This window comes from Pandoraea terrae (assembly GCF_902459695.1).
GTDB classification, from domain to species: domain Bacteria; phylum Pseudomonadota; class Gammaproteobacteria; order Burkholderiales; family Burkholderiaceae; genus Pandoraea; species Pandoraea terrae.
This window is the reverse complement of sequence record NZ_CABPRZ010000046.1, coordinates 1-21,637: the sequence shown is the minus strand read 5'-3', so window position 1 is coordinate 21,637 and position 21,637 is coordinate 1. Positions and strand designations below refer to the sequence as shown.

20 protein-coding genes and 1 pseudogene are annotated in these 21,637 nt (G+C 61.9%); 10 read left to right on the top strand and 11 right to left on the bottom strand.

The features are described 5' to 3' along the window. Both PTE30175_RS27540 and PTE30175_RS27535 read right to left on the bottom strand, forming a co-directional pair. The coding region (locus PTE30175_RS27540) for a Rossmann-fold NAD(P)-binding domain-containing protein (RefSeq protein WP_476703895.1) at nucleotides 1-407 on the bottom strand (407 nt) is incomplete at its 3' end. A 71-nt stretch (nucleotides 408-478) separates the two neighbouring features. After that, entirely contained in the window at nucleotides 479-853 is a 375-nt protein-coding gene (locus PTE30175_RS27535) for an HAD family hydrolase (protein WP_150700257.1), read from the bottom strand. Between the two features lie 231 nt (nucleotides 854-1,084). On the opposite strand from PTE30175_RS27535, the gene PTE30175_RS27530 reads away from it, so the two are divergent. After that, a complete protein-coding gene (locus tag PTE30175_RS27530; RefSeq protein WP_150700256.1) occupies nucleotides 1,085-2,041 on the top strand; it encodes a LysR family transcriptional regulator in 957 nt (318 codons plus the stop codon). Between the two features lie 106 nt (nucleotides 2,042-2,147). On the opposite strand, the gene PTE30175_RS27525 is transcribed toward PTE30175_RS27530, so the two are convergent. The 5 genes from PTE30175_RS27525 to oxc all read right to left on the bottom strand — a co-directional run bounded on the left by PTE30175_RS27525 (nucleotide 2,148) and on the right by oxc (nucleotide 8,422). After that, nucleotides 2,148-2,918, bottom strand: coding sequence for a fumarylacetoacetate hydrolase family protein (locus tag PTE30175_RS27525; RefSeq protein ID WP_150700255.1), 771 nt, complete (start codon nucleotides 2,916-2,918; stop codon nucleotides 2,148-2,150). Nucleotides 2,919-3,025: 107 nt separating this feature from the next. Further along, complete coding sequence (frc, locus tag PTE30175_RS27520) at nucleotides 3,026-4,273, bottom strand: formyl-CoA transferase (protein ID WP_150700254.1); 1,248 nt, start codon at nucleotides 4,271-4,273, stop codon at nucleotides 3,026-3,028. Nucleotides 4,274-4,803: 530 nt separating this feature from the next. Continuing rightward, nucleotides 4,804-5,235 carry a PAS domain S-box protein gene (locus tag PTE30175_RS27515; protein WP_150700253.1) on the bottom strand — a complete coding sequence of 144 codons (432 nt, stop codon included), beginning with the start codon at nucleotides 5,233-5,235 and terminating at the stop codon, nucleotides 4,804-4,806. Nucleotides 5,236-5,355: 120 nt separating this feature from the next. Next, a complete protein-coding gene (gene frc / locus PTE30175_RS27510) occupies nucleotides 5,356-6,606 on the bottom strand; it encodes a formyl-CoA transferase (protein WP_150700252.1) in 1,251 nt (416 codons plus the stop codon). A gap of 25 nt (nucleotides 6,607-6,631) precedes the next feature. Beyond that, a complete protein-coding gene (gene oxc / locus PTE30175_RS27505) occupies nucleotides 6,632-8,422 on the bottom strand; it encodes an oxalyl-CoA decarboxylase (RefSeq protein WP_191629250.1) in 1,791 nt (596 codons plus the stop codon). A gap of 577 nt (nucleotides 8,423-8,999) precedes the next feature. Between oxc and PTE30175_RS27500 the strand changes: the two genes are divergently transcribed. The 9 genes from PTE30175_RS27500 (at nucleotide 9,000) to PTE30175_RS27460 (ending at nucleotide 19,057) form a co-directional block, all read left to right on the top strand. Then, complete coding sequence (locus PTE30175_RS27500) at nucleotides 9,000-10,013, top strand: 2-dehydropantoate 2-reductase (protein WP_150700251.1); 1,014 nt, start codon at nucleotides 9,000-9,002, stop codon at nucleotides 10,011-10,013. A 215-nt stretch (nucleotides 10,014-10,228) separates the two neighbouring features. After that, entirely contained in the window at nucleotides 10,229-10,447 is a 219-nt protein-coding gene (locus tag PTE30175_RS27495; protein WP_150700250.1) for a hypothetical protein, read from the top strand. Nucleotides 10,448-10,480: 33 nt separating this feature from the next. Next, nucleotides 10,481-11,194 carry a GntR family transcriptional regulator gene (locus PTE30175_RS27490; protein ID WP_150700249.1) on the top strand — a complete coding sequence of 238 codons (714 nt, stop codon included), beginning with the start codon at nucleotides 10,481-10,483 and terminating at the stop codon, nucleotides 11,192-11,194. Between the two features lie 287 nt (nucleotides 11,195-11,481). Beyond that, nucleotides 11,482-12,678: an ADP-forming succinate--CoA ligase subunit beta gene (sucC, locus tag PTE30175_RS27485; RefSeq protein ID WP_150700248.1), complete on the top strand. Its 1,197-nt coding sequence runs from the start codon at nucleotides 11,482-11,484 to the stop codon at nucleotides 12,676-12,678. Then, nucleotides 12,679-13,557 (top strand): succinate--CoA ligase subunit alpha, encoded by an 879-nt coding sequence (gene sucD / locus PTE30175_RS27480; protein ID WP_150700247.1) that lies wholly within the window; start codon nucleotides 12,679-12,681, stop codon nucleotides 13,555-13,557. A gap of 309 nt (nucleotides 13,558-13,866) precedes the next feature. Further along, nucleotides 13,867-14,337, top strand: a complete 471-nt coding sequence (locus PTE30175_RS27475; protein WP_150700246.1) for a formate dehydrogenase subunit gamma — start codon at nucleotides 13,867-13,869, stop codon at nucleotides 14,335-14,337. Beyond that, entirely contained in the window at nucleotides 14,334-15,902 is a 1,569-nt protein-coding gene (locus PTE30175_RS27470) for a formate dehydrogenase beta subunit (protein WP_150700245.1), read from the top strand. The genes PTE30175_RS27475 and PTE30175_RS27470 overlap by 4 nt, the downstream gene beginning before the upstream one ends. A gap of 15 nt (nucleotides 15,903-15,917) precedes the next feature. Then, entirely contained in the window at nucleotides 15,918-18,776 is a 2,859-nt protein-coding gene (gene fdhF, locus PTE30175_RS27465; protein ID WP_150700244.1) for a formate dehydrogenase subunit alpha, read from the top strand. A gap of 47 nt (nucleotides 18,777-18,823) precedes the next feature. Then, complete coding sequence (locus tag PTE30175_RS27460; RefSeq protein WP_150700243.1) at nucleotides 18,824-19,057, top strand: formate dehydrogenase subunit delta; 234 nt, start codon at nucleotides 18,824-18,826, stop codon at nucleotides 19,055-19,057. Here PTE30175_RS27460 and PTE30175_RS27455 read toward each other — a convergent pair. The 4 genes and pseudogenes from PTE30175_RS27455 to PTE30175_RS28410 form a co-directional block, all read right to left on the bottom strand. After that, the gene (locus tag PTE30175_RS27455) at nucleotides 19,020-19,391 is read right to left on the bottom strand and encodes a hypothetical protein (protein WP_150700242.1); all 372 of its coding nucleotides are present in this window, start codon (nucleotides 19,389-19,391) and stop codon (nucleotides 19,020-19,022) included. The genes PTE30175_RS27460 and PTE30175_RS27455 overlap by 38 nt on opposite strands. 235 nt (nucleotides 19,392-19,626) lie before the next feature. Continuing rightward, entirely contained in the window at nucleotides 19,627-19,887 is a 261-nt protein-coding gene (locus PTE30175_RS27450; protein WP_150700241.1) for a hypothetical protein, read from the bottom strand. Nucleotides 19,888-20,055: 168 nt separating this feature from the next. Further along, nucleotides 20,056-20,418: an immunity 8 family protein gene (locus PTE30175_RS27445; protein WP_150700240.1), complete on the bottom strand. Its 363-nt coding sequence runs from the start codon at nucleotides 20,416-20,418 to the stop codon at nucleotides 20,056-20,058. Then, nucleotides 20,415-21,637 (bottom strand): annotated as a pseudogene (locus tag PTE30175_RS28410) (hypothetical protein); the annotation flags it as partial. The pseudogene PTE30175_RS28410 and the gene PTE30175_RS27445, both read right to left, overlap by 4 nt.

Sequence of the window (21,637 nt, the reverse complement as noted above, 5' to 3'; positions counted from 1 at the left end):
GCGATGTTGGCCTGCGACGAGAGCACGTCCATGCTCTGCGCGCGCGTGGTGCGCGGCGCCGCTTCGAGCGCGAACGCGTGAATGCCGGCGGCGGCCATGCGCGCGTTGTTCTCGGTGTCGAACGGGTTGAGCATGCCGACGAGCGCGGCGCCGCGCGCAATGCGCGGCAACTCCGCGACGGACGGCGCGCGCACCTTCAGCACGAGTTGCGCGCCGAAAGCTGTGTCAGCCGAGCCGATTTCCGCGCCGGCGGCAACGAAGGCCTCGTCGGGGACGCTGGCGGTGAGCCCTGCACCGTGCTCGACCGTCACACGATGACCGGCAGCCACCAGCTTTTTCACCGTCTCCGGTGTGGCTGCGACGCGGGTTTCGCCGGCAGCCGTCTCCTTGGGTATTCCAATATGCATAGTTGTGGTACGGGGTATCAGCCCCTCTTTGTTATGAAATCCAAAACAGACGGCCTTGGCCCAACGGCCGCTTACATCAACGCCGCGCCTGAGAGAATCAGCGACCGGCCTTCTGCCGCCGCGTCATAGCAGCGCGACTTCGTGCAATAAATCAGGTCGCACAGGAATTCCGGCTCGTATGCGCGCAGCAGATGCGGCTGATGATGATCGAGATACGCCCCGATGATCAGCAGCTCTGCGCGGCGCAACGCCTGCGGCGACTGTCCTTCCAGATATGCCATCGCCAGATCCTCGTTGCCGGTCTTGCGCAGGAGCGTCTGGTACGTCACATTGTCCCAATGCCATTCGAGCCCAAGTTCGACAAAAGCGTTGTTGTAAGCATGCAGATGCGCGTCGGCCACCGGGCCCAGCGCAGCGGATTTGATTTGCGATTCGATGATGGACATGTTGCGCTCTCCCAAACGGTGATCGTCTAGCCAATCCATCGAATCCGGCTTCGTCGGCGTGCGGCGGCCGTCGGTCCGATGGTGCGTGCGAGTCAAGCTACGGTTAGAGATTACGCAGTCCAATCCATAAAAAACAGTTAAAGTTTATTATGCAAACCATCCATGATTACTTATACTTAAACACACCGTCCCGACGCTTCCCCACGCGTCCTTTTTCGCTCGCTGAACCCCATGAAAAACGCCACACTGCGCCAGCTCAAGGTTTTTGAAACCGTCGCGCGCCATCTCAGTTTTTCACGTGCGGCCGAAGAACTGCACCTGACACAGCCGGCTGTCTCCACGCAGGTCAAGCAGCTCGAAAATCACGCCGGATTGCCCTTGTTCGAGCAACTCGGCAAAAAAATCTTCCTCACGCCTGCCGGCAGCGAAATGCTGCACTACAGCCGCGCGATCATTGCGCTCTTTCGCGAAACCGAAGAGGCGATGGATCACCTCAAGGGCATTTCCGGGGGCAAGCTCAACGTCGCGGTCATCAGCGCCGGCGACTACTTCTTTCCCCGCCTGCTCGCCGCCTTCACTGCGCAGCACGCTGGCGTCACGCTCAATCTCACCGTTCACAACCGCGAAGAACTGTTGCACCAGCTGACCGAGAACCTGACCGACCTCGCGGTGATGGTGCGTCCGCCGCGTGAGGCCGATACCGTCAACGAGGCGTTTGCCCCGCACCCTTATGTGATCGTCGCGCCACCCAACCATCCGTTGGCGAACCAGCGCCAGATTCCGTTCTCGCGCCTGGCGGCCGAACCGTTCATCAGCCGCGAGCGCGGCTCCGACACCTGGAACTCCCTGCAGGACGCCTTCGGCAACCGCATCAACCAACTCAAGGTCACGATGGAGATATCGAGCACCGAGACCATCAAGCAAGCCGTCATCGCGGGCATGGGGGTGAGCTTTCTGTCCGCGCATACCATTGGCATGGAGCTGCAGGCCGGCCAGTTGACCGTGCTCGACGTACAAGGCTTTCCGGCATGGCAAAGCTGGTACGTCGTGCATCGGCGCAGCAAACGTCTGCCGCCTGTCGCCCTGGCCTTCAAACACTTCCTGCTCGCCGACGGCGCACGTCTCATCAACGGCATGATGGCTTACAAGAGCCCGCTGCCGCCGCCCGATGATCATTTGACGACGTAGTCCACTGAATCACTGAAATCGGACGGCGATGGAAATAAAAAAAGCGATCGGCCAGGCCATTGCCACCCGGGCCGATCGCCACGAAATCTGTCTGGCGCTGTTGTGCTCAGCCCATGCGGTTCGTCAACGTGCCGATGCCTTCGATCGACACTTCCACCGTGGCGCCCTCCTTCATCGATCCCACGCCGATCGACGTCCCGACGGCGATGACGTCGCCCGGCAGCAGCGTCATATCCTGCGATATGCGGCTGACCTGTTCCCACGGATTGAAAATCATGTCGGCGAGCGGATAATTCTGACGCTCCACGCCGTCCAGGCGTGTGACGACCGCCCCTTCGCGCCAATCAAACCCTTGCGCGATGACCGGGCCGATGCAGCCAAACGTGTCGCAGCCCTTGGCGCGCGTCCATTGCGCAAAATTCGGGTCCTGCTCGATCAACTCCGCGGCCGTCACATCGTTGACGATCGTGTAGCCCAGGATGTAATCCTTGGCCGCTTCGACCGACACATTCGTTGCGCGCTTGCCGATCACAATGCCGAGTTCGCCTTCATAGACGATCTTGCCGGCGTACGCCTGCGGGCGGCGAATCGTCTCGCCGGGGCCGGCCAGCGACGATGCCGGTTTGATCAGGAACAGCGGATGGACCGGCGCCGACTTGCCGAGCTTTGCGCCGAGCGCGTGATAGTTGTTCCACAGCGCGACGATTTTCGTCGGCTCGCACGGCGGCAGCAGCTCCACGGCGGTCAGGGCAATCGTTGCCCCGGTTGGCAGCGGATGCGCGAACATATCCCCGCGATACTCGAGAATCTGATCGTTTTGCAGAACCCCGAAGCCGAAGCGGCCATGGGCGGTCTTGAATCGGGTCCAGAGCTTCATTTGCGTGATATCCGGTATGGCGGGCGGCGGCCCTCGCCCGCAACGGCGTGACCGGTCCGGGGCGACGGCTCGCGCCGCACCCGCCCATGAACTAAAGAGGTGTCCACTCAGATCGCGCCGACTTCGCGCAATGCGGTGACCTGCTGACGATTGAAACCGAATTCGGCCAGCACCTCGTCGGTGTGTTCGCCCAGCAGCGGCGATCGTTCGACGTGGGTCGGGCTGTCCGACAGCTTGATCGGATTGCCGACCGTCAGGTACTTGCCACGCTCGGGGTGATCGACCTCGACGATCGTGCCGGTCTCGCGCAGCGACGGCTCTTCCGCGATTTCCTTCATCGACAGGATCGGTCCGCACGGGATGTGGTACTCGTTGAGGATCGCCATGACTTCGAACTTGGTCTTGGTCTCGGTCCAATGCTCGATCGTCGCGAAGATTTGCTTCAGACGCGGCAGACGTGCCTTGGGCGTCGCGTAATCCGGATGCTCGACCCACTCGGGCTTGCCGATCACCTTGCAGATCGAGCCCCACACAGGTGCCTGCGTGATGAAGTAGATATACGCATTCGGATCGGTCTCCCACCCCTTGCACTTGAGGATCCAGCCTGGCTGGCCGCCGCCTGACGCGTTGCCGGCACGCGGCACAGCCTCGCCGAACTCGCTGTTCGGGTATTGCGGATACTCTTCCATCACACCGTTGCGATCGAGGCGCTGCTGGTCGCGCAGCTTGACGCGGCACAGGTTCAGCACGCCGTCCTGCATCGCTGTCAGCACGCGCTGGCCACGGCCCGTCATGGTGCGCTGATAGAGCGCCGTGACGATGCCGAGCGCCAAGTGCAGGCCCGTGCCGGAGTCACCAATCTGCGCGCCGGTGACCATCGGCGGGCCGTCGTCGAAGCCGGTCGTCGAGGCCGAGCCGCCGACGCACTGCGCGACGTTTTCATAGACCTTGCAATCCTCATAGGGCCCCGGGCCGAAGCCCTTGACCGAGGCGACGATCATCTTCGGATTGAGCTTGTGGATATGCTCCCAGGTGAAGCCCATGCGGTCGAGCGCGCCCGGCGCGAAGTTCTCGACGAGGACGTCGGCCTGCTCGATCATCTGCTCGAGCACGCGCTTGCCCTCGGGGTTTTTCGTGTCGAGCGTGATCGAGCGCTTGTTGCTGTTGAGCATGGTGAAATACAAGCTGTCCACGCCCGGGATATCGCGCAACTGATCGCGGGTGACGTCACCGGCGCCGGCCCGCTCGATCTTGATCACATCGGCGCCGAACCAGGCCAGCAACTGCGTGCAGGTCGGTCCGGACTGGACGTGCGTGAAATCGAGGATGCGCACGCCTTCGAGTGCTTTTCCCATGGCTGTCTCCTCCTGGTGCAACGGCGTTATATGTTGGTATGGGTAAAGGATTCATCCCGACCTGACGTGTTGCCATTGCGTCTGCGCGTCGTGCATTTTGTCGATCGGTCATTGTGATATACAGTATTTCATACACCATATTTTTTCAACGACTTTTTGAAAATTTCTTGGATTTGTTGCGTCGCAAAATGATGCCAGGCCGGCGCTCTCTATATGAGACTTGAGATTTTGTGCACCGCAAACCAGCGACTGAGAAGTCAGCGATTTTTTACTCTTGGCCTCCGCTCCCGGGTTTTCCCGAGGAAAATCAAGGGATCTGGGGCAATGCGCGCTCTCAATGCGATGCGATGCTTGTGATATACAAGATATCAAATACACGCAAAATCTGATGAGATTGACTGTCGACGTTCGGTGCAGTCATCAATGCGCTGGATGGGGTTGCTCAGGGGGCGCGAGTGGCCCGCTTGCTGGCGTGACAGGCGCCCGCAAGGCTTTGCGGGCGCTCAGATGTGTTTCTGGGGGGATGTGTTCTATGCGCTGACCTGGGCTTCCAGCTCAGTCAGGCGCTTGCGCAGGGCACGGTCCTCCTGGAAACGCGCCGTCTCGTCGCGAATCACCGCCACGATCGCCTTGACCTTCTGTTCCGCGTCGTGCAACAACGCCACCGTGAATGCGATCGACAAGGTGCGGCCATCCTTGTGCGCCGCCGGGACTCGCAGCAGGTCATGGCCGTAGCGCGTGATGCCCGTCGCCATGGTCTTTTCATATCCCTCGTTATGGCGCGCGCGCAAGCGTTCCGGGATGATCAGATCCAATGTGTTGCCCAACGCTTCCGCCTCCGTGAAGCCGAACATGCGCTCGGCCGCAGGATTCCATAGCGTAATCCTGCCACGTGCATCCGATACGATGATCGCGTCGCCAACGGCGCGCACCAACTGCTCTGTATCGACCGTGCCGCTCATGTCTGCTCTCCTTGTCTTCTCGACCCACCCAATGCGGACGGCGCGACGTCCATCACGGACGCCGCGCCGCGATACACCAGCCATCCCGCCGCGAATCGACGAGACAGCCGATCAATCACGTCAGACCGCGCGGGCGTCCTTCAACGCGGCGATCTGCTCTTCGTTGTAGCCAAGGCCCGCCAGAATCTCGTCGGTATGCTCGCCCAACAGCGGCGACGCCGTGATCTCCGGCTTCAAGTCCGAGAACTTGATCGGGCTGCCGACCGTCAGGTACGTGCCGCGCTCCTTGTGCGGCACCTCCGCGATCGTGCCGCTCGCACGCAACGACGGATCGTTGGCGAGCTCCTTCATCGTCAACACCGGCGCGCACGGGATATCGAACTTGCGCAGGATGTCGACCGCCTCGAACTTCGTCTTGTCGGCCAGCCACGCTTCGATCGTGTTGAAGATGTCGAAGATGTGCGGCTGACGCGCCTGCGCCGTATTGTAAGCCGGGTCTTCGACCCACTCCGGTTTGCCGATCGCGTTGCAGATCGGCGCCCAGGCATGGCCCTGGATCGTGAAGTAGATGTAGGCGTTCGGATCGGTCTCCCAACCCTTGCATTTGAGTACCCAGCCCGGCTGGCCACCGCCGCCCGCGTTGCCGCCGCGCGGCACCACGTCGGAAAACTCACCGTGCGGGTATTGCGGGTACTCCTCCAGAAAACCAAGGCGATCCAGGCGCTGCTGGTCGCGCAGCTTGACGCGGCAAAGGTTCAGCACGCTGTCCTGCATTGAGACGGCGACCTTCTGGCCCTTGCCCGTCTTGTCACGGCCGATCAGGGCGGTCAGGATGCCGATCGCCAGATGCATGCCGGTGTTGCTGTCACCAAGTGCTGCGGCCGAGATGGTCGGCGGGCCGTCCCAGAAGCCGGTCGTCGAGGCGGCGCCGCCCGCGCACTGCGCGACGTTCTCGTAGACCTTCAGGTCGTCATAGTGGTGCCCGTCCGAGAAACCCTTGACCGAGGCGACGATCATCTTCGGGTTCAACTCGTTCAGGCGCTCCCAGGAAAACCCCATCCGGTCGAGTGCGCCCGGGCCGAAATTTTCCACTAGCACATCGGATTCGCGCACCAGCTTCTCCAGCACTTCCTTGCCGGCTTGCGTCTTGGTGTCGAGCGTCAGCGAACGCTTGTTGCTGTTAAGCATGGTGAAGTACAGCGCATCGACATCGGGAATGTCGCGCAGCTGCGTGCGGGTCACGTCGCCCGAACCGGGACGTTCGACCTTGATCACGTCGGCGCCGAACCAGGCCAGCATCTGGGTGCAGGCGGGACCGGCCTGCACGTGCGTGAAGTCGATGATTTTGATGCCGTCGAGGGGTTTGCTCATTTGATGTCTCCTTGATTGGCTGGGATTACTTTTTCATCGCCGCGCTTTGCGGATTGAGGTTCGTCAAGCGACCGCTCTCGGTACCCGCTGCTTCGTCGATGACAGCATTGATGAGCGTCGGCTTGCCCGACGCGATGGCTTCCTGCAGGGCCTTTGTCAGTTCCGCCGGCGTCGTGGCGTTGTAGCCAATGCCGCCGAAGGCTTCAATCATCTTGTCGTAGCGCGCGCCCTTGACGAAAACGGTCGGGGCGACGTCCTTGCCACCGGTCGGATTGACATCCGTGCCCCGGTACACGCCGTTGTTGTTGAAGATCACGGTGCAGACCGGCAGGTCGTAGCGGCAGATGGTCTCGAGTTCCATGCCGCTGAAGCCGAAGGCGCTGTCGCCTTCGATGGCGACGACCGGTTTGCCGCTAACCACCGCCGCGCCGATGGCAAACCCCATGCCGATGCCCATGATGCCCCACGTACCGGAGTCGAAACGCTTGCGCGGTTCGTACATGTCGATAATGCTGCGGGCGTAGTCGAGGGTGTTCGCGCCTTCATTGACGACGTTGATGTCCGGGCGGGTCTTCAGCACGTCCCGGATCGCGCGCAGTGCGCTGTGGAAATTCATCGGCGACGGATTCTGGTCGAGCGTCGCCGCCATCTTCGCCAGATTCTTGTTCTTGCGCTCGGCAATTGCCCCGGTCCACGCGGCGTCAGGCTTGCCAAAGCTCGAATCGATGCCTGCCAGCAGGGCCGACACGCAGGAGCCGATGTCGCCGATGACCGGCGCGGCAATCGCCACATTGCTGTCGATTTCCGTCGGCGAGATGTCGATCTGCACGAATTTCTTCGGTGCCGAGCCCCACGTCTTGCCCTTGCCGTGCGCGAGCAGCCAGTTCAGGCGGGCGCCGATCAGCACCACGACGTCGGCCTCTTGCAGCACGAACGAGCGAGCGGCCGCTGCCGACTGTTCATGGGTGTCGGGCAGGAGCCCCTTGGCCATGGACATCGGCAGGTACGGAATGCCGGACTTTTCCACCAGGGCGCGAATGTCGGCGTCGGCCTGAGCGTAGGCCGCGCCCTTGCCCAGCAGAATCAGCGGACGCTTGGCACCCTTGATCACGTCGAGCGCGCGTTGGACCGCATCGGGCGCCGGGATCTGACGCGGTGCCGCGTCGATCACACGAATCAGGGAATTCTTCGCCTTCTGTGCGTCGATCGTCTGGGCCAGCAGTTTTGCCGGAAGATCCAGATAGACGCCGCCAGGACGGCCAGACACTGCCGCGCGAATCGCACGCGCCACGCCGACACCGATATCTTCGGCATGCAGAACGCGATAGGCGGCCTTGCAGTAAGGCTTGGCAGCGTTGAGCTGATCCATTTCCTCGTAGTCACCCTGCTGCAGATCGACAATCTCGCGCTCGCTGGAGCCGCTGATCAGGATCATCGGGAAGCAGTTGGTGGTCGCATTGGCAAGTGCCGTCAGACCATTCAGGAAGCCCGGCGCAGACACGGTCAGGCAGATCCCGGGCTTTTGGGTCATGTAGCCGGCGATGGCCGCCGCGTTGCCCGCGTGCTGTTCATGACGGAAGCCGATGAAGCGCATTCCTTCTGCTTGCGCGAGGCGAGCCAAGTCGGTGATAGGAATACCCACCAGACCAAAGATGGTGTCGATATCGTTCGCTTTCAGGGCATCGATGACCAGATGAAAACCATCGGTCGTTTCTGCCTCGGACACGACGCTCGCGTCTCGGCTGGTCTGTTTGAGCGTGTCGTCCGCGGTGTTGGTTTCCGCCTTGCCGACTGGCACGGTCATCGCAATGGACATAATGCTTTCCTCCAATTTTTCCGGTTTCAGTGTTGCGTCGTCTTGTCTGACGATTGATTTGCTTTCCGATACTTCACTTCTGCGTCGCGCCATTCAGCCTGGGTCGAATCGCGCGACATTGAATCGATCCAGCTTCCGACTTCCCCGAGAGCCTGCGCTCTCATAAATATACTGAACGTAATATACGATATATCAGAAACAAGTCAACAATAATTTCACGAACACGTCGTTGTCTCATCGCGTACCGTAGAAGCTTCCGTCCATTGCACTGCCCGTAAAGGCTGCGGCAGACGATGTACCGCCCCAAGTCCTGGCAGGTTCGGCAAGCCAAACTGTAGGCTGGAGCGGCGCAACAAGGCAATCCCAAAATCATCAGGGGTTTACCTAGGGTCTGCTTTCGCCAATTTCGAACCCGAAATTGGTGGAAGCAGACCCTTGTCCGGGGAAACCATGAGCCTCATCCCTGCATTGCTGCTTGGCTCAATCGCGAATGTTGATATACGATATACCACATTTGATATTATAAAAAGAACATCAACACGATTTCTCGATTGACCATCAAGTGGAGGGAGTCTTCATGAAGATTTGTATATACGGCGCCGGCGCGATCGGCGGCTACTTGGGTGTGCAGCTTGCGCAGGCCGGGGCCGACGTCAGCCTCGTGGCGCGCGGGCCGCACTTGGCGGCCATGCAGGCCAGTGGCCTGAAGCTGCTGATCGACGGCGAAACACGCGTCGCACGCCTGCGCTGCACTGACAATCCGAACGAACTCGGCCATCAGGATTACGTGATTATCGCGTTAAAGGCGCACGCCGTGCCCGCGGTGCTCGACGCGATGAAACCGCTGATTGGTCCGAATACGGCGGTGGTCACGGCGGTGAACGGCATTCCGTATTGGTATTTCTATAAGCACGGCGGCACACTCGAAGGGCGCACGCTGGAATCTATCGACCCGGGCGGCGCGCAGTGGAAGGCGCTCGGACCGGAGCGCGCGATCGGTTGCGTGGTTTATCCCGCGACCGAAGTGATCGAACCGGGCGTGATCCAGCATGTGTACGGCAACAAATTCCCGCTTGGCGAATCGAGCGGCGAGCGCACCGACCGGATTCAGAAACTGCACGAGGTGATGACAGCCGGCGGCCTCGACGCGCCGATCCGCGAAAGCATCCGCGATGAGATCTGGCTGAAACTCTGGGGCAACCTCTGCTTCAATCCGATTTCCGCCCTCACCCACGGTACGCTCGACATTATCGCGAGCGATCCGGGCACGCGTGCCATCGCGAAAGCCATGATGCTCGAAGCCAAGGCGATCGGCGACAAGCTCGGCGTGCATTTCCGAGTGGACGTGGAACGCCGGATCAATGGCGCGGGCGCAGTCGGCGCGCACAAGACGTCCATGCTGCAGGATCTCGAGCGCAACCGCGCAATGGAAATCGATCCGCTCGTGACCGTCGTCCAGGAAATGGGCCGGCTCGCCGAGGTGCCGACGCCGACGCTCGACGTGGTGCTCGCGCTGATCAAGCAACGCGAGTTCATGACCCAACCCGATGCCGTGGCGGCCGCGCAAGCCCGCTTGGCAAAGGCCGCTTGAGTGTGTGGATGCAGGCCGGATCCGGCCTGCCCAAAAAAGGAGACTGAGCACGCGTGCCCCAGACAGGCATGTGAAATTCGAGGATGACCTCGATTTCGTCCCGGAAAGTGTTGCTTTTTGCATATCTGATATTTGATATATCTTGCGAGATGCTGCGTTGCGCCATACAATGTCAATCAGTTTCTCCCCTAACACATCACTTTTCTGGAGTCATCATGCTTGTCCTCGGCCTTACCCTTCTTGCCCTTGCGTCTTCGCTGGCTGCCGGTGTTGCTTTTGTCCATCTGATTGCAGCCATGCCGCTGTCGGTATTGGAAAAAGCTGAAACGAACGGCCGTTACGCGTATCTGACGGAAACCACGCAGGCGAATGAATCGGGTAAACTCCACAACAAGCCGGCAACCGTCATGGGGCAGCATGCATTGCGCCTCTGACGCGTCGCCCAGAACCCTGAGGAGACTGCTTTAATGTCCCTGATCACCCCAGCTCCGGCGCGCTTGGCTCCCCTCGCGCTGGCGCCGATCGACACGACCACGAGTTTTCGCAATCAAGCGTATGCCTTGCTCAAGAAAGCAATCGCCGACGCCGATATTTACAATCAGAAAGAAGAAATCCGGCTCGATGAGCGCCAACTGATCCAGGTACTGGGCGTCTCGCGCACGCCGATTCGCGAAGCCATGACCCTGCTTGAGCAGGAAGGCTTCCTGCGCACCGTGCCACGCCGCGGGATTTTCATCATCCGCAAGACCAAGCGTGAAATCGTCGAAATGATCCAGATGTGGGCCGCGCTTGAGGGCATGTCCGCCCGTCTGGCCACGCTGCACGCCACCGACGAGGAAATCGCCAAGCTGCGTCATTTGTTCGACGAATTCGTCAACGCGCCGCCCACCGATCACATCGAAGAGTATTCGGACGCCAATATCGACTTCCACCAGGCCCTGATCAATCTCGGCGGTTCGCAAGTCATCTCGAATACAATCAAGAATCTGTTCATCCATGTCCGCGCGATCCGCAAGGTCACGATCGCCCAGAACGACCGGGCCGCGCGCTCGATCGTCGATCACCTCAAGATCATCACGGCACTGGAAAAACGCGACACCGAACTGGCGGAACGTCTGGCACGTGACCATACGCTCGGCCTCGCCGCGTTTGTCGAGGAACACTGCGACTTCCTCGATTAAGCCGAAATCCTCGCCGCGCGCCGTTTGAAACATCGCGCCGGCAGAAATTTCCGAAAAGCCAGCCAGGCACAGTCCGGCTGGCTTTTTTGTTGCCTCCCGCTTCCCTCCCCCGCATCCCCGTCGAATTCGGGTTAACGAGCCTATCAAACGCCTCGTCAAGCGCTTGCAAGTATACGATATATCATATATCGTGTTTCACATAAGGAGGGACGGGCAGCGCAGTCGTCAGTCGTACACGCCCGCCCGTGAGAACGCCGGCAAAGCCCGGCTGCGCAGGAGGCGCAGGCATGAACATTCACGAGTACCAGGCCAAGGCCTTGTTCAAGACGTACGGCGTTGCCGTGCCTCGCGGCGGCGTCGCCTTTACACCGCATGAAGCCGAGCAGGTCGCCAAGACCCTCGGCGGCCCGGTCTGGGTCGTCAAGTCGCAAATCCACGCGGGCGGGCGTGGCGCCGGCCGTTTCCAGGATGATCCGGACGGCAAGGGTGGCGTACGCGTCGTCAAATCCGTCGAGGAAGTCCGCGAAAACGCAGCCGCCATGCTGGGCCACACGCTCGTGACCCGGCAGACGGGCGCCGCGGGCCGTGAAGTCAAGCGCCTCTATATAGAAGAAGGCTGCGACATCCGCCGCGAACTGTACCTCGGCATGCTGATCGACCGCGCGACGTCGCGCATCACGATCATGGCATCGACCGAAGGCGGCATGGAAATCGAGGAAGTCGCCGAGGCGCACCCGGAGAAGATTCTCAAGGTGTCGATCGATCCGGCCACGGGCATCCAGGCCTACCACGCCCGCAGGATCGCCTTCGGTCTCGGGCTCGACGGCAAGCAGGTCAGCGCCGCCGTGAAGTTCATCCTGGCGACGTATCGCGCATTCACCGACCTCGACGCTGCGATCATCGAAATCAATCCGCTCGTCGTGACCGGCAGCGGCGACGTCATCGCGCTCGACGCGAAGGTCAATTTTGACGACAACGCCCTCTTCCGCCACGCCGAGATCGAATCGCTGCGCGATGAAGCGGAAGAAGACCCCGCCGAACGCGAAGCGAGCAAGCATCAGCTCAATTACGTCAAGCTCGACGGCAGCATCGGCTGCATGGTCAACGGCGCCGGCCTCGCCATGGCGACGATGGACATCATCAAGCTTTACGGCGGCGAGCCGGCCAATTTCCTCGACGTCGGCGGCGGCGCCACGAAGGAACGCGTGACGGCCGCCTTCAAGCTGATCCTGGCCGACAAGAAAGTCGAAGGCATTCTCGTCAACATCTTCGGCGGCATCATGCGCTGCGACATCATCGCCGAAGGCGTGGTCGCCGCCGCGCGCGATGTCGCCATCGGCGTGCCGCTCGTGGTCCGCCTGGAAGGCACGAACGTCGCCCTGGGCAAGCAGATCCTGCGCGATTCGGGCCTGCCCATCCTGTCCGCCGACAATCTCGCCGAAGCCGCCGAGAGAATCGTCAACGCAGTCAAGGAGGCCCGCTAAATGGCCGTGCTCGTCGACAAGCATACAAAGGTCATCTGCCAGGGCTTTACCGGCGCGCAGGGCACCTTCCACACCGAACAAGCCATTGCGTACGGCACGCGAATGGTCGGCGGCGTCACGCCCGGCAAGGGCGGGTCGCAACATCTCGGCCTGCCGGTGTTCGACACGGTCGCGCAAGCGGTCGAGCAGACCGGCGCCGACGCCTCCGTGATCTATGTGCCGCCGCCGTTCGCCGCAGACGCGATCCTCGAAGCCGTCGACGCGCAAGTGCCGCTGATTGTCTGCATCACGGAAGGCATCCCGGTGATCGACATGGTGCGCGTCAAGCGTGCGCTCGCGGGTGCGAACAGCCGCCTGATCGGACCGAACTGCCCCGGCATCATCACGCCGGGCGGCTGCAAGATCGGCATCATGCCTGGCCATATTCATCGGCGCGGCAAAATCGGCGTGGTCTCGCGCTCGGGCACGCTGACCTACGAAGCGGTCGCGCAGACCACTGCTGCCGGTCTCGGCCAAACGACCTGCATCGGCATCGGCGGGGATCCGGTCAACGGCACGGACTTCATCGATTGCCTCGAATTGTTCCTGGCCGATGACGAAACCGAAGGAATCATCATGATCGGCGAAATCGGCGGTTCGGCCGAGGAAGACGCCGCAGCGTTTTTGAAGGCATCGTCGCGCCGCAAGCCCGTGGTCGGGTTCATTGCCGGCACGACGGCGCCGCCGGGCCGCCGCATGGGCCATGCGGGCGCCATCATCTCGGGCGGCAAAGGCACGGCCTCGGCCAAGATCGAGGCGATGCAGAGCGCCGGCGTGAAGATCGCCAGTTCGCCCGCCGCGCTCGGCACGGCCATGGCCGCCGCGATGCGGGAACGATAAGCGGCAACCCGCGATGCACTCCCAAGGCAGGACAGCAACATCGGTTTTACAGCATCAGGATTTGTATTGGTTGTAATGGTTTTAACGGTAGCAAGCAACGGGCGAGAGGCCATGCTCGTGCGGCAGATGGTGGGGGCTATGTGCCGCACACTCGGCCGGCATCGCGCAACATCGCTAGACCCGAAACGCGATCGCCGGACGTGATATCGGGCCTCTCGCCCCGAGGCTGTGACAGTCGAACAACCCCAAGAGCCACATCGCCGGTGTGGCCCCAACACACCGGCTCGAGAAGTAAGGAGACAAACAGCCATGAGCGAGACCTATTCCGCCGCGGCGGTCCAGACGATCCTCACCGCCCATGCGGCGCGCGAGGGTGCACTGCTGCCCATCCTGCACGACGTGCAGGCCGCCTTCGGCTACGTCCCCCCCGACGCCGTCGCCACCATCGCCACCGCATTGAATCTGTCGCGCGCCGAAGTGCACGGCGTCATCACGTTCTACCACCATTTCCGCACCAGCCCGCCGCCGCGCCACGTGGTGCAGATATGCCGTGCGGAAGCGTGCCAGAGCATGGGCGCGGACGCGCTCGTCGAACATGCGGAACGCACGCTCGGCTGCAAGATGCATGAGCACACGCATGGCGACATCGGCCTTGAGCCGGTCTATTGCCTCGGCCAGTGCGCAACGTCGCCGGCCATCATGATCGACGACAAGCTGCACGCGCGCGTCACCCCCGAGAAATTCGACCGCCTGGTCGCCCGCGCCAAGGAAAACGCATGAGCTCCGCCCAAACGATCACGATCTACGTGCCGCGCGATTCGGCGGCCTTGGCGCTTGGCGCCGACGAGGTTGCCGACGCCATTGTGCGCGAGGCCGCCGCACGCGGCGTGTCCGTCGACCTCGTGCGCAACGGCACACGCGGCATGCTGTGGCTCGAACCGCTTGTCGAAGTCGTCACGGAACAGGGCCGCGTCGCCTACGGCCCGGTCGACGAAGCCGATGTGGCAAGCCTGTTCGACGCCGGCTTCGCCGCCGGCGGCAATCACGCGCTGTCGCTCGGTCTCACGGAAGCGATCCCCTATCTCAAAAAGCAGGAACGCCTGACCTTCGCGCGCGTCGGCATCACCGACCCGGTGTCGGTCGCCGACTATGAAGCGCACGACGGCTTCAAGGGCCTGCGCCGCGCGCTCGCGCTCGACGGCGCCGCGATCGTCCAGCAAGTGACGGATTCCGGCCTGCGCGGCCGTGGCGGCGCGGCGTTCCCGACCGGCATCAAGTGGAAGACTGTGCTGAACACGGCCGCCGCGCAGAAGTACATCGTCTGCAATGCGGACGAAGGCGACTCGGGCACCTTCGCCGACCGCATGCTGATGGAAGGCGATCCGCTGGTGCTCGTCGAAGGCATGACGATCGCCGGCATCGCGGTCGGCGCCACGCGCGGCTATATCTATGTGCGCAGTGAATATCCGCACTCGATCGACGTGCTGGACGAAGCGATTGCGAACGCCAATGCCGCCGGCTTCCTCGGCGAAAACATCCTCGGCTCGGGCAAGGCGTTCCACCTCGAAGTCCGCAAGGCCGCCGGCGCCTATGTCTGCGGCGAGGAGACCGCCCTCCTCGAAAGCCTCGAGGGCAAGCGCGGCGTCGTTCGCGCAAAGCCGCCATTGCCCGCCATCGAAGGGCTGTTCGGCCAACCGACGGTCATCAACAACGTGATCTCGCTCGCTTCCGTGCCGATCATCATGGATCGCGGCGCCGACTTTTACAAAAACTACGGCATGGGGCGCTCGCGCGGCACGCTGCCGATCCAGCTCGCCGGCAACATCAAATATGGCGGCTTGATCGAGAAAGCGTTCGGCGTGACGCTGCGCGAGATCCTTTACGACTACGGCGGCGGCGCCGCCACAGGACGGCCGTTGAAAGCCGTGCAGGTCGGCGGCCCGCTCGGTTCGTATCTGCCGGAATCGCAATGGGACACGCCTCTCGATTACGAAGCGTTCGCTGCGCTGTGGGCCGTGCTCGGCCACGGCGGCATCGTCGCTCATGACGACACCGCCGATCTGGCGAAGTACGCCCGCTATGCCATGGAGTTCTGCACCATCGAATCATGCGGCAAATGCACGCCATGCCGCATCGGCTCGACGCGCGGCGTCGAAGTGATGGACAAGATCATCGCGAATCAGGACCGTCCGAAGCAAATCCGGCTGCTGCGCGATCTGTGCGACACGATGTTGAACGGCTCGCTGTGTGCCATGGGCGGCATGACGCCCTACCCCGTGCTGTCCGCCCTCAACCATTTCCCCGAAGACTTCGGCGCCGCCGATACGTCGACCAAGGCTGCCTGAAGACTGGAGAACCACATGAACCCGTTGTTGCAAGAACAGGATTTCGGCACGCCGCGCCGCGAGTCGGCACAGGAAGTCACGCTGGAGATCGATGGCGAACTGGTGACGGTGCCTGCCGGCACGTCGATCATGCGCGCCGCGTCCGAAGGCGGTGTCAACGTACCCAAGCTGTGCGCCACCGACAGCCTGGAGCCGTTCGGCTCGTGCCGCCTGTGCCTGGTCGAAATCGAAGGCCGGCGCGGCTATCCCGCCTCGTGCACGACGCCTGTCGAGAACGGCATGAAGGTGCGCACGCAGAGCCCGAAACTTCAGGAACTGCGCAAAGGCGTGATGGAACTGTATATCTCCGATCACCCGCTCGACTGCCTGACCTGCGCGGCCAACGGCGACTGTGAACTGCAGGACATGGCCGGCGTCACCGGTTTGCGCGAAGTGCGCTACGGTTTCGACGGCGCCAACCACTTCGACAGCGTCAAGGACGAGTCGAATCCGTATTTCACGTACGACGCTTCCAAATGCATCGTCTGCAACCGCTGCGTGCGCGCATGCGAGGAAACGCAGGGCACGTTCGCGCTGACCATCTCCGGGCGCGGCTTCGAGGCGCGCGTCTCGCCGGGCCAGGATGAAGCGTTCATGGATTCGGAGTGCGTCTCCTGCGGTGCGTGCGTCGCGGCGTGTCCGACCGCTACGCTGCAGGAAAAGTCCGTCATCCACATCGGTCAGGCCGAACACGCCAAGATCACGACTTGCGCGTATTGCGGCGTCGGTTGCAGCTTCAAGGCGGAGATGAAGGGCAATGAGGTCGTGCGCATGGTGCCGCACAAGGATGGCAAGGCCAACGAAGGCCACGCCTGCGTGAAGGGCCGTTTCGCCTGGGGCTACGCCACGCATAAGGACCGCATTCTCAAACCGATGATCCGCAGCAAGATCACGGATCCGTGGAAAGAAGTGTCGTGGGACGAAGCCCTCGACTACGCCGCCTCGGAGTTCAAGCGCATTCAGGCCAAGTACGGCCGCGATTCGATCGGCGGCATCGTGTCGTCGCGCTGCACCAACGAAGAAGACTATCTGGTGCAGAAACTCGTGCGCGCCGCGTTCGGCAACAACAACGTCGATACGTGCGCCCGCGTTTGCCACTCGCCGACCGGTTACGGCCTGAAGCAGACGCTCGGCGAATCGGCCGGCACGCAGACCTTCAAGTCGGTCGAGAAGTCGGACGTCATCCTCGTGATGGGCGCGAACCCGACCGACGGCCACCCGGTATTCGGCTCGCGCATGAAAAAGCGCCTGCGCGCCGGCGCCAAGCTGATCGTCATCGATCCCCGCCGGATCGACCTCGTGCAAAGCCCGCACATCAAGGCGGACTATCACCTGCAACTGCGCCCTGGCACGAACGTCGCCATCATCAACGCGCTCGCGCACGTGATCGTCACGGAAGGGTTGATGGCCGACGCGTTCATTGCCGAACGCTGCGAAGACCGTGCGTTCGGTCAATGGCGCGATTTCATCGCCCGTGCGGAGAATTCGCCCGAAGCGACGGAAGTCCATACCGGCGTGCCTGCGCATCTGGTGCGCGAAGCCGCCCGCCTGTATGCCACCGGCGGCAACGCCGCGATCTATTACGGGCTCGGCGTGACGGAACACGCGCAAGGCTCGACCACCGTCATGGGCATTGCCAACCTCGCGATGGCCACCGGCAACATCGGCCGCGAAGGTGTCGGCGTGAACCCGCTGCGCGGCCAGAACAATGTGCAGGGGTCGTGCGACATGGGCTCGTTCCCGCACGAACTGCCGGGCTATCGTCACGTGTCCGATTCGGCCACGCGCGCGATGTTCGAAGCTGCGTGGGGGGTGGAACTCCAGGCCGAACCGGGCCTGCGTATCCCGAACATGTTCGACGCGGCCATCGCCGGCTCGTTCCTGGGCCTGTACTGCCAGGGCGAGGACATCGTCCAGTCGGATCCGAATACGCAGCACACGGCCGCCGCGATGGAAGCGATGGAGTGCATCGTCGTGCAGGATATCTTCCTGAACGAAACGGCCAAGTACGCGCACGTGCTGCTGCCGGGCTCGTCGTTCCTGGAAAAGGACGGCACGTTCACCAACGCCGAACGCCGCATCTCGCGCGTGCGTCAAGTCATGCCGCCGCGCGCCGGCTACGCCGACTGGGAAGTCACGATCGAGCTGGCCCGCCGCATGGGTTACGAGATGAACTACAAGCATCCGTCCGAGATCATGGACGAGATCGCCGCGCTCACGCCTACATTCGCCGGTGTCAGCTACCAACGCCTCGATGAACTCGGCTCGATTCAATGGCCGTGCAACGAGGAAGCCCCGGAAGGCACGCCGACGATGCATATCGACGAATTCGTACGTGGCAAGGGCAAGTTCATGCTCACGCAGTACGTGCCGACGGACGAAAAGGTCACGCGCAAATTCCCGCTGATCCTGACCACGGGCCGGATCCTTTCGCAATACAACGTGGGCGCGCAGACCCGCCGCACGGAAAACGTGCACTGGCATGACGAGGATCGGCTGGAGATCCACGCCCACGACGCGGAGGAGCGCGGCATCCGTGAAGGCGACTGGGTCGGTATCCAGAGCCGCGCCGGCGAAACAGTGCTGCGCGCGATCATCAGTGATCGTGTGCAGCCGGGCGTCGTCTATACGACGTTCCACTTTCCGGAGTCCGGCGCGAACGTCATCACCACGGACAATTCGGACTGGGCGACGAACTGCCCCGAGTACAAGGTGACGGCGGTGCAGGTGCTGCCGGTGGCGCAGCCGTCGGAATGGCAGCAGCAATACTCCGCGTTCAACAAGACGCAGATCGAGTTGCTCGACCAGGCCCGCACGGAAGTCAACGCCGGATAACAGCAACTGACGCGGCAACGAACGCGATAACGAAGAGGGGATTCACGATGGATACCGACAATCTGGTCAAGATGGCCAATCAGATCGGCGATTTTTTCGAGACGATGCCGGATCGCGGCGAGGCGCTCGATAACATCGCCGGCCACCTGCGCCGCTTCTGGGCGCCACGCATGCGCATGACGATCCTCGAACATCTGGAGGCGACGGACGGCCAGGGCATGCGCGAGATCGTCGTGGCGGCCATCACGGCGCATCGCGCCGAACTCTGGCCGCGCGGTTAGGCGACGCGAGGCCGAGATTGGCGTGAACATGCCGTGGGAGGTTGTTGAAATACCTCCCACGCGTGTCGTCCGCGGGGAGTCCGTTCGCTTGGTCTGCGTGACGTGATTCCCGCCCGGGCCCCCACTTCTGCGCTTCGGTCAACTGGGCATCGAGCTGCGCTCGTATTGCCGGGTCCTGCTCCGCGTCGCGTGCCTTCCCGAGCGCACCCGCCTCCCGCGCCCGGTGGTTCACGAAGACGCCAACCTCGCGCTGCAGCGGCTCGACGATCTCGAAGCCGGCCCGGATTTCCTCCTCGTTAAAGATCTTGCCAACAGTTGCTTCTGACGCGTTCACCGTTGTCGACGCGGCGAACGCCTTATGCCGCAAGCCTTGGCCAACAGCGCGTCGGCAGACGGGCCTTTGGCTTGCTTAATTTCGCCCCCGATGCGGGTTTGGCCTTGCCCACGGCATTTCACCAGCCGATGCCCCAGCGTGCTTTCGGTTTCGGTCATCACCATGAACTGAGTCGTCCCAGAGACAACGTGTCTGGTGACGCCAATTGGCTGGTTGTTTGGGTTATCGCTCACAATTAATCCCCTGCTTCGAAACTCTTTTGCAGCAGCACGCGTTCCGCCCTCTCTAATGCGTGCCGCAGCCACTTCAAGTCGATATCCCGAATTACAGCGGCTTGATTTGCCGCTGCGTCGGGGAATACTACCATGAGATTTTCGAGCCCATCGTCTTGGCTGAGTAGCGCAACGTATTTCTCATCACAATAAATTTCTGCGACAAGGCATTCATGATCGAGATCGCTTGCGACAACGATCTTCAAGCTGGAAATGGTATTCATTTTTGAGGAGGTTCAAAGAAGCCCCGAAAGCCGCCGCTCGCATCAAATCGGGTGCCTCCGCCATCGGGAGCAATGACGCCTATGCCACCAAACCGATTATTGTCACTTGCTCGACCACGCGTGCATCTTCTCGGGAAATCCCACTCAATCCGGCTATCGCATCAATTCCTATCGATCCCGATAATCCTCAAATTCCCATGCGCCTATTCTGCTCAGCTTCGCGGCAATTGCTGCCCATTCGGTTTCCGCAACTTGCGCAACATAGCGGGCAATGGCCGATTTGATCGCATCGTAGTCATAGGTCTCCACGATGAGCATGTGTCTACCCCACATCGGACCCTCGATTGCACATTGCAATTTAAGCCAGTCCGGGGTGCAGACCAAGATGTCAAAAGATTCCGAACCGGCTTCCGCCTCTGGCCCGATAGAGGCACGAATCCATGTACCGAAATTTTTCTCGTCCTCCGGCTGGTAGTTAATTAGGCTGTCCTCCACCTGCAAGGAATGCAGTGATTTAATTTCCGCTTTCATGGTGTGATATTCAAGTGTCCATTGCTAATGGGCCGACTACCGGGCGTGAGTTTCGATTCGAAATTGGCCTGGACACCGGTAGTGGCGTACGGACTGTTTGGTTTTGCCGACGGCGGCCGATAAATCCGAAGACCATCGCTACTGACCCATGACGAGCCGTCGCTAGATACCCGGTACCCGGGACCAACCCATGCCTCACCAAGCTGATTTGCCTCCGCGGCGGTCGCTTGGCCGAGGCCGAAGTTCCCTTTCCCAAGAGCACCACCGGCTGCCGCGTCCTGCAAAATCCCAATCTGCTCGGCAGTTGTCAAGGAGCCCGTGTTTCTGGCGAACATCGGATCAAACACCTTCGGCCCATCATTCGGTGTTGCCGTAATGGTCGGGCCTTTGATGCCCTGATTCGGTGTCCCGGTAATTGTAGCGCCGCGCTCGCCCTGGTCGGGGGTTCCCGTGATCGTCGGCCCTTTCTTGCCCGTGCCCGGTGTTGTCGTCACGGTGCCGCCGCGCGGCCCCGGATTCGGCGTTGCAGTGATGCCGTGGTCTTGATCCGGTTCGCTCGATGTCATCCGCGCCGCGAGCCATGCCCCGAAGGCAATTCCCGCGCCCTTGGCCGCCTCCAGCCCCGCTTTGCAGAAATTCACGCGCGTGGCACAGAACGCTGCCCCTCCAGCGATTGCCTCACCCGCCGCGGCGACAATCGGCGCCACGAACACCGCGTTGTTCTCGGTTTCGATCTTCGCGCTGGTGCTCGCGGTCGCCGCACCCCCACCTGAACCTGCCGCGCCCGCAATCCCCGCGACGATGCTCGTCACCAAATTCGTGCGCGCCTGCTTTTCCTCCTGACTCAGGTCTCCACCTGATTTCCCGCCCGCCTTGTCGAGCAGGTTGTTCAGCACCACGCTGGCCGATCCGCCCAGCGCACCCGCCCCGCAGTTACCACCTGACGCCGCCGCCCCGGCACACCCCACGATGCCTTGCAGGGCCGCCCGCGCCGACTCGCTCTTCATCTCATCGGCAATCGCCTTGACCTTTTCGGCACCCAGGCTCTGGATGTAGTTGATCGTGGCTTTAGTCAACAAATCGGCCATGCCGCCGGTCACGTTGCCGCCTGCCGCTGCCGTGATGGCAGTTGCGACTCTCCGGTAGTCGCCGCCCGGAGCCCACTTGCGCGCTTCTTGCAGTTCCTGATCGAGCGCGGCGCGTCTTGCCGGGTCGGTCT

Bases quoted from the DNA above. Each gene is read 5' to 3' on its own strand.
- PTE30175_RS27535 (WP_150700257.1), bottom strand. From the start codon at position 853: ATGTCCATCATCGAATCGCAAATCAAATCCGCTGCGCTGGGCCCGGTG.
- PTE30175_RS27530 (WP_150700256.1), top strand. From the start codon at position 1,085: ATGAAAAACGCCACACTGCGCCAGCTCAAGGTTTTTGAAACCGTCGCG.
- PTE30175_RS27525 (WP_150700255.1), bottom strand. From the start codon at position 2,918: ATGAAGCTCTGGACCCGATTCAAGACCGCCCATGGCCGCTTCGGCTTC.
- frc (WP_150700254.1), bottom strand. From the start codon at position 4,273: ATGGGAAAAGCACTCGAAGGCGTGCGCATCCTCGATTTCACGCACGTC.
- PTE30175_RS27515 (WP_150700253.1), bottom strand. From the start codon at position 5,235: ATGAGCGGCACGGTCGATACAGAGCAGTTGGTGCGCGCCGTTGGCGAC.
- frc (WP_150700252.1), bottom strand. From the start codon at position 6,606: ATGAGCAAACCCCTCGACGGCATCAAAATCATCGACTTCACGCACGTG.
- oxc (WP_191629250.1), bottom strand. From the start codon at position 8,422: ATGTCCATTGCGATGACCGTGCCAGTCGGCAAGGCGGAAACCAACACC.
- PTE30175_RS27500 (WP_150700251.1), top strand. From the start codon at position 9,000: ATGAAGATTTGTATATACGGCGCCGGCGCGATCGGCGGCTACTTGGGT.
- PTE30175_RS27495 (WP_150700250.1), top strand. From the start codon at position 10,229: ATGCTTGTCCTCGGCCTTACCCTTCTTGCCCTTGCGTCTTCGCTGGCT.
- PTE30175_RS27490 (WP_150700249.1), top strand. From the start codon at position 10,481: ATGTCCCTGATCACCCCAGCTCCGGCGCGCTTGGCTCCCCTCGCGCTG.
- sucC (WP_150700248.1), top strand. From the start codon at position 11,482: ATGAACATTCACGAGTACCAGGCCAAGGCCTTGTTCAAGACGTACGGC.
- sucD (WP_150700247.1), top strand. From the start codon at position 12,679: ATGGCCGTGCTCGTCGACAAGCATACAAAGGTCATCTGCCAGGGCTTT.
- PTE30175_RS27475 (WP_150700246.1), top strand. From the start codon at position 13,867: ATGAGCGAGACCTATTCCGCCGCGGCGGTCCAGACGATCCTCACCGCC.
- PTE30175_RS27470 (WP_150700245.1), top strand. From the start codon at position 14,334: ATGAGCTCCGCCCAAACGATCACGATCTACGTGCCGCGCGATTCGGCG.
- fdhF (WP_150700244.1), top strand. From the start codon at position 15,918: ATGAACCCGTTGTTGCAAGAACAGGATTTCGGCACGCCGCGCCGCGAG.
- PTE30175_RS27460 (WP_150700243.1), top strand. From the start codon at position 18,824: ATGGATACCGACAATCTGGTCAAGATGGCCAATCAGATCGGCGATTTT.
- PTE30175_RS27450 (WP_150700241.1), bottom strand. From the start codon at position 19,887: ATGAATACCATTTCCAGCTTGAAGATCGTTGTCGCAAGCGATCTCGAT.
- PTE30175_RS27445 (WP_150700240.1), bottom strand. From the start codon at position 20,418: ATGAAAGCGGAAATTAAATCACTGCATTCCTTGCAGGTGGAGGACAGC.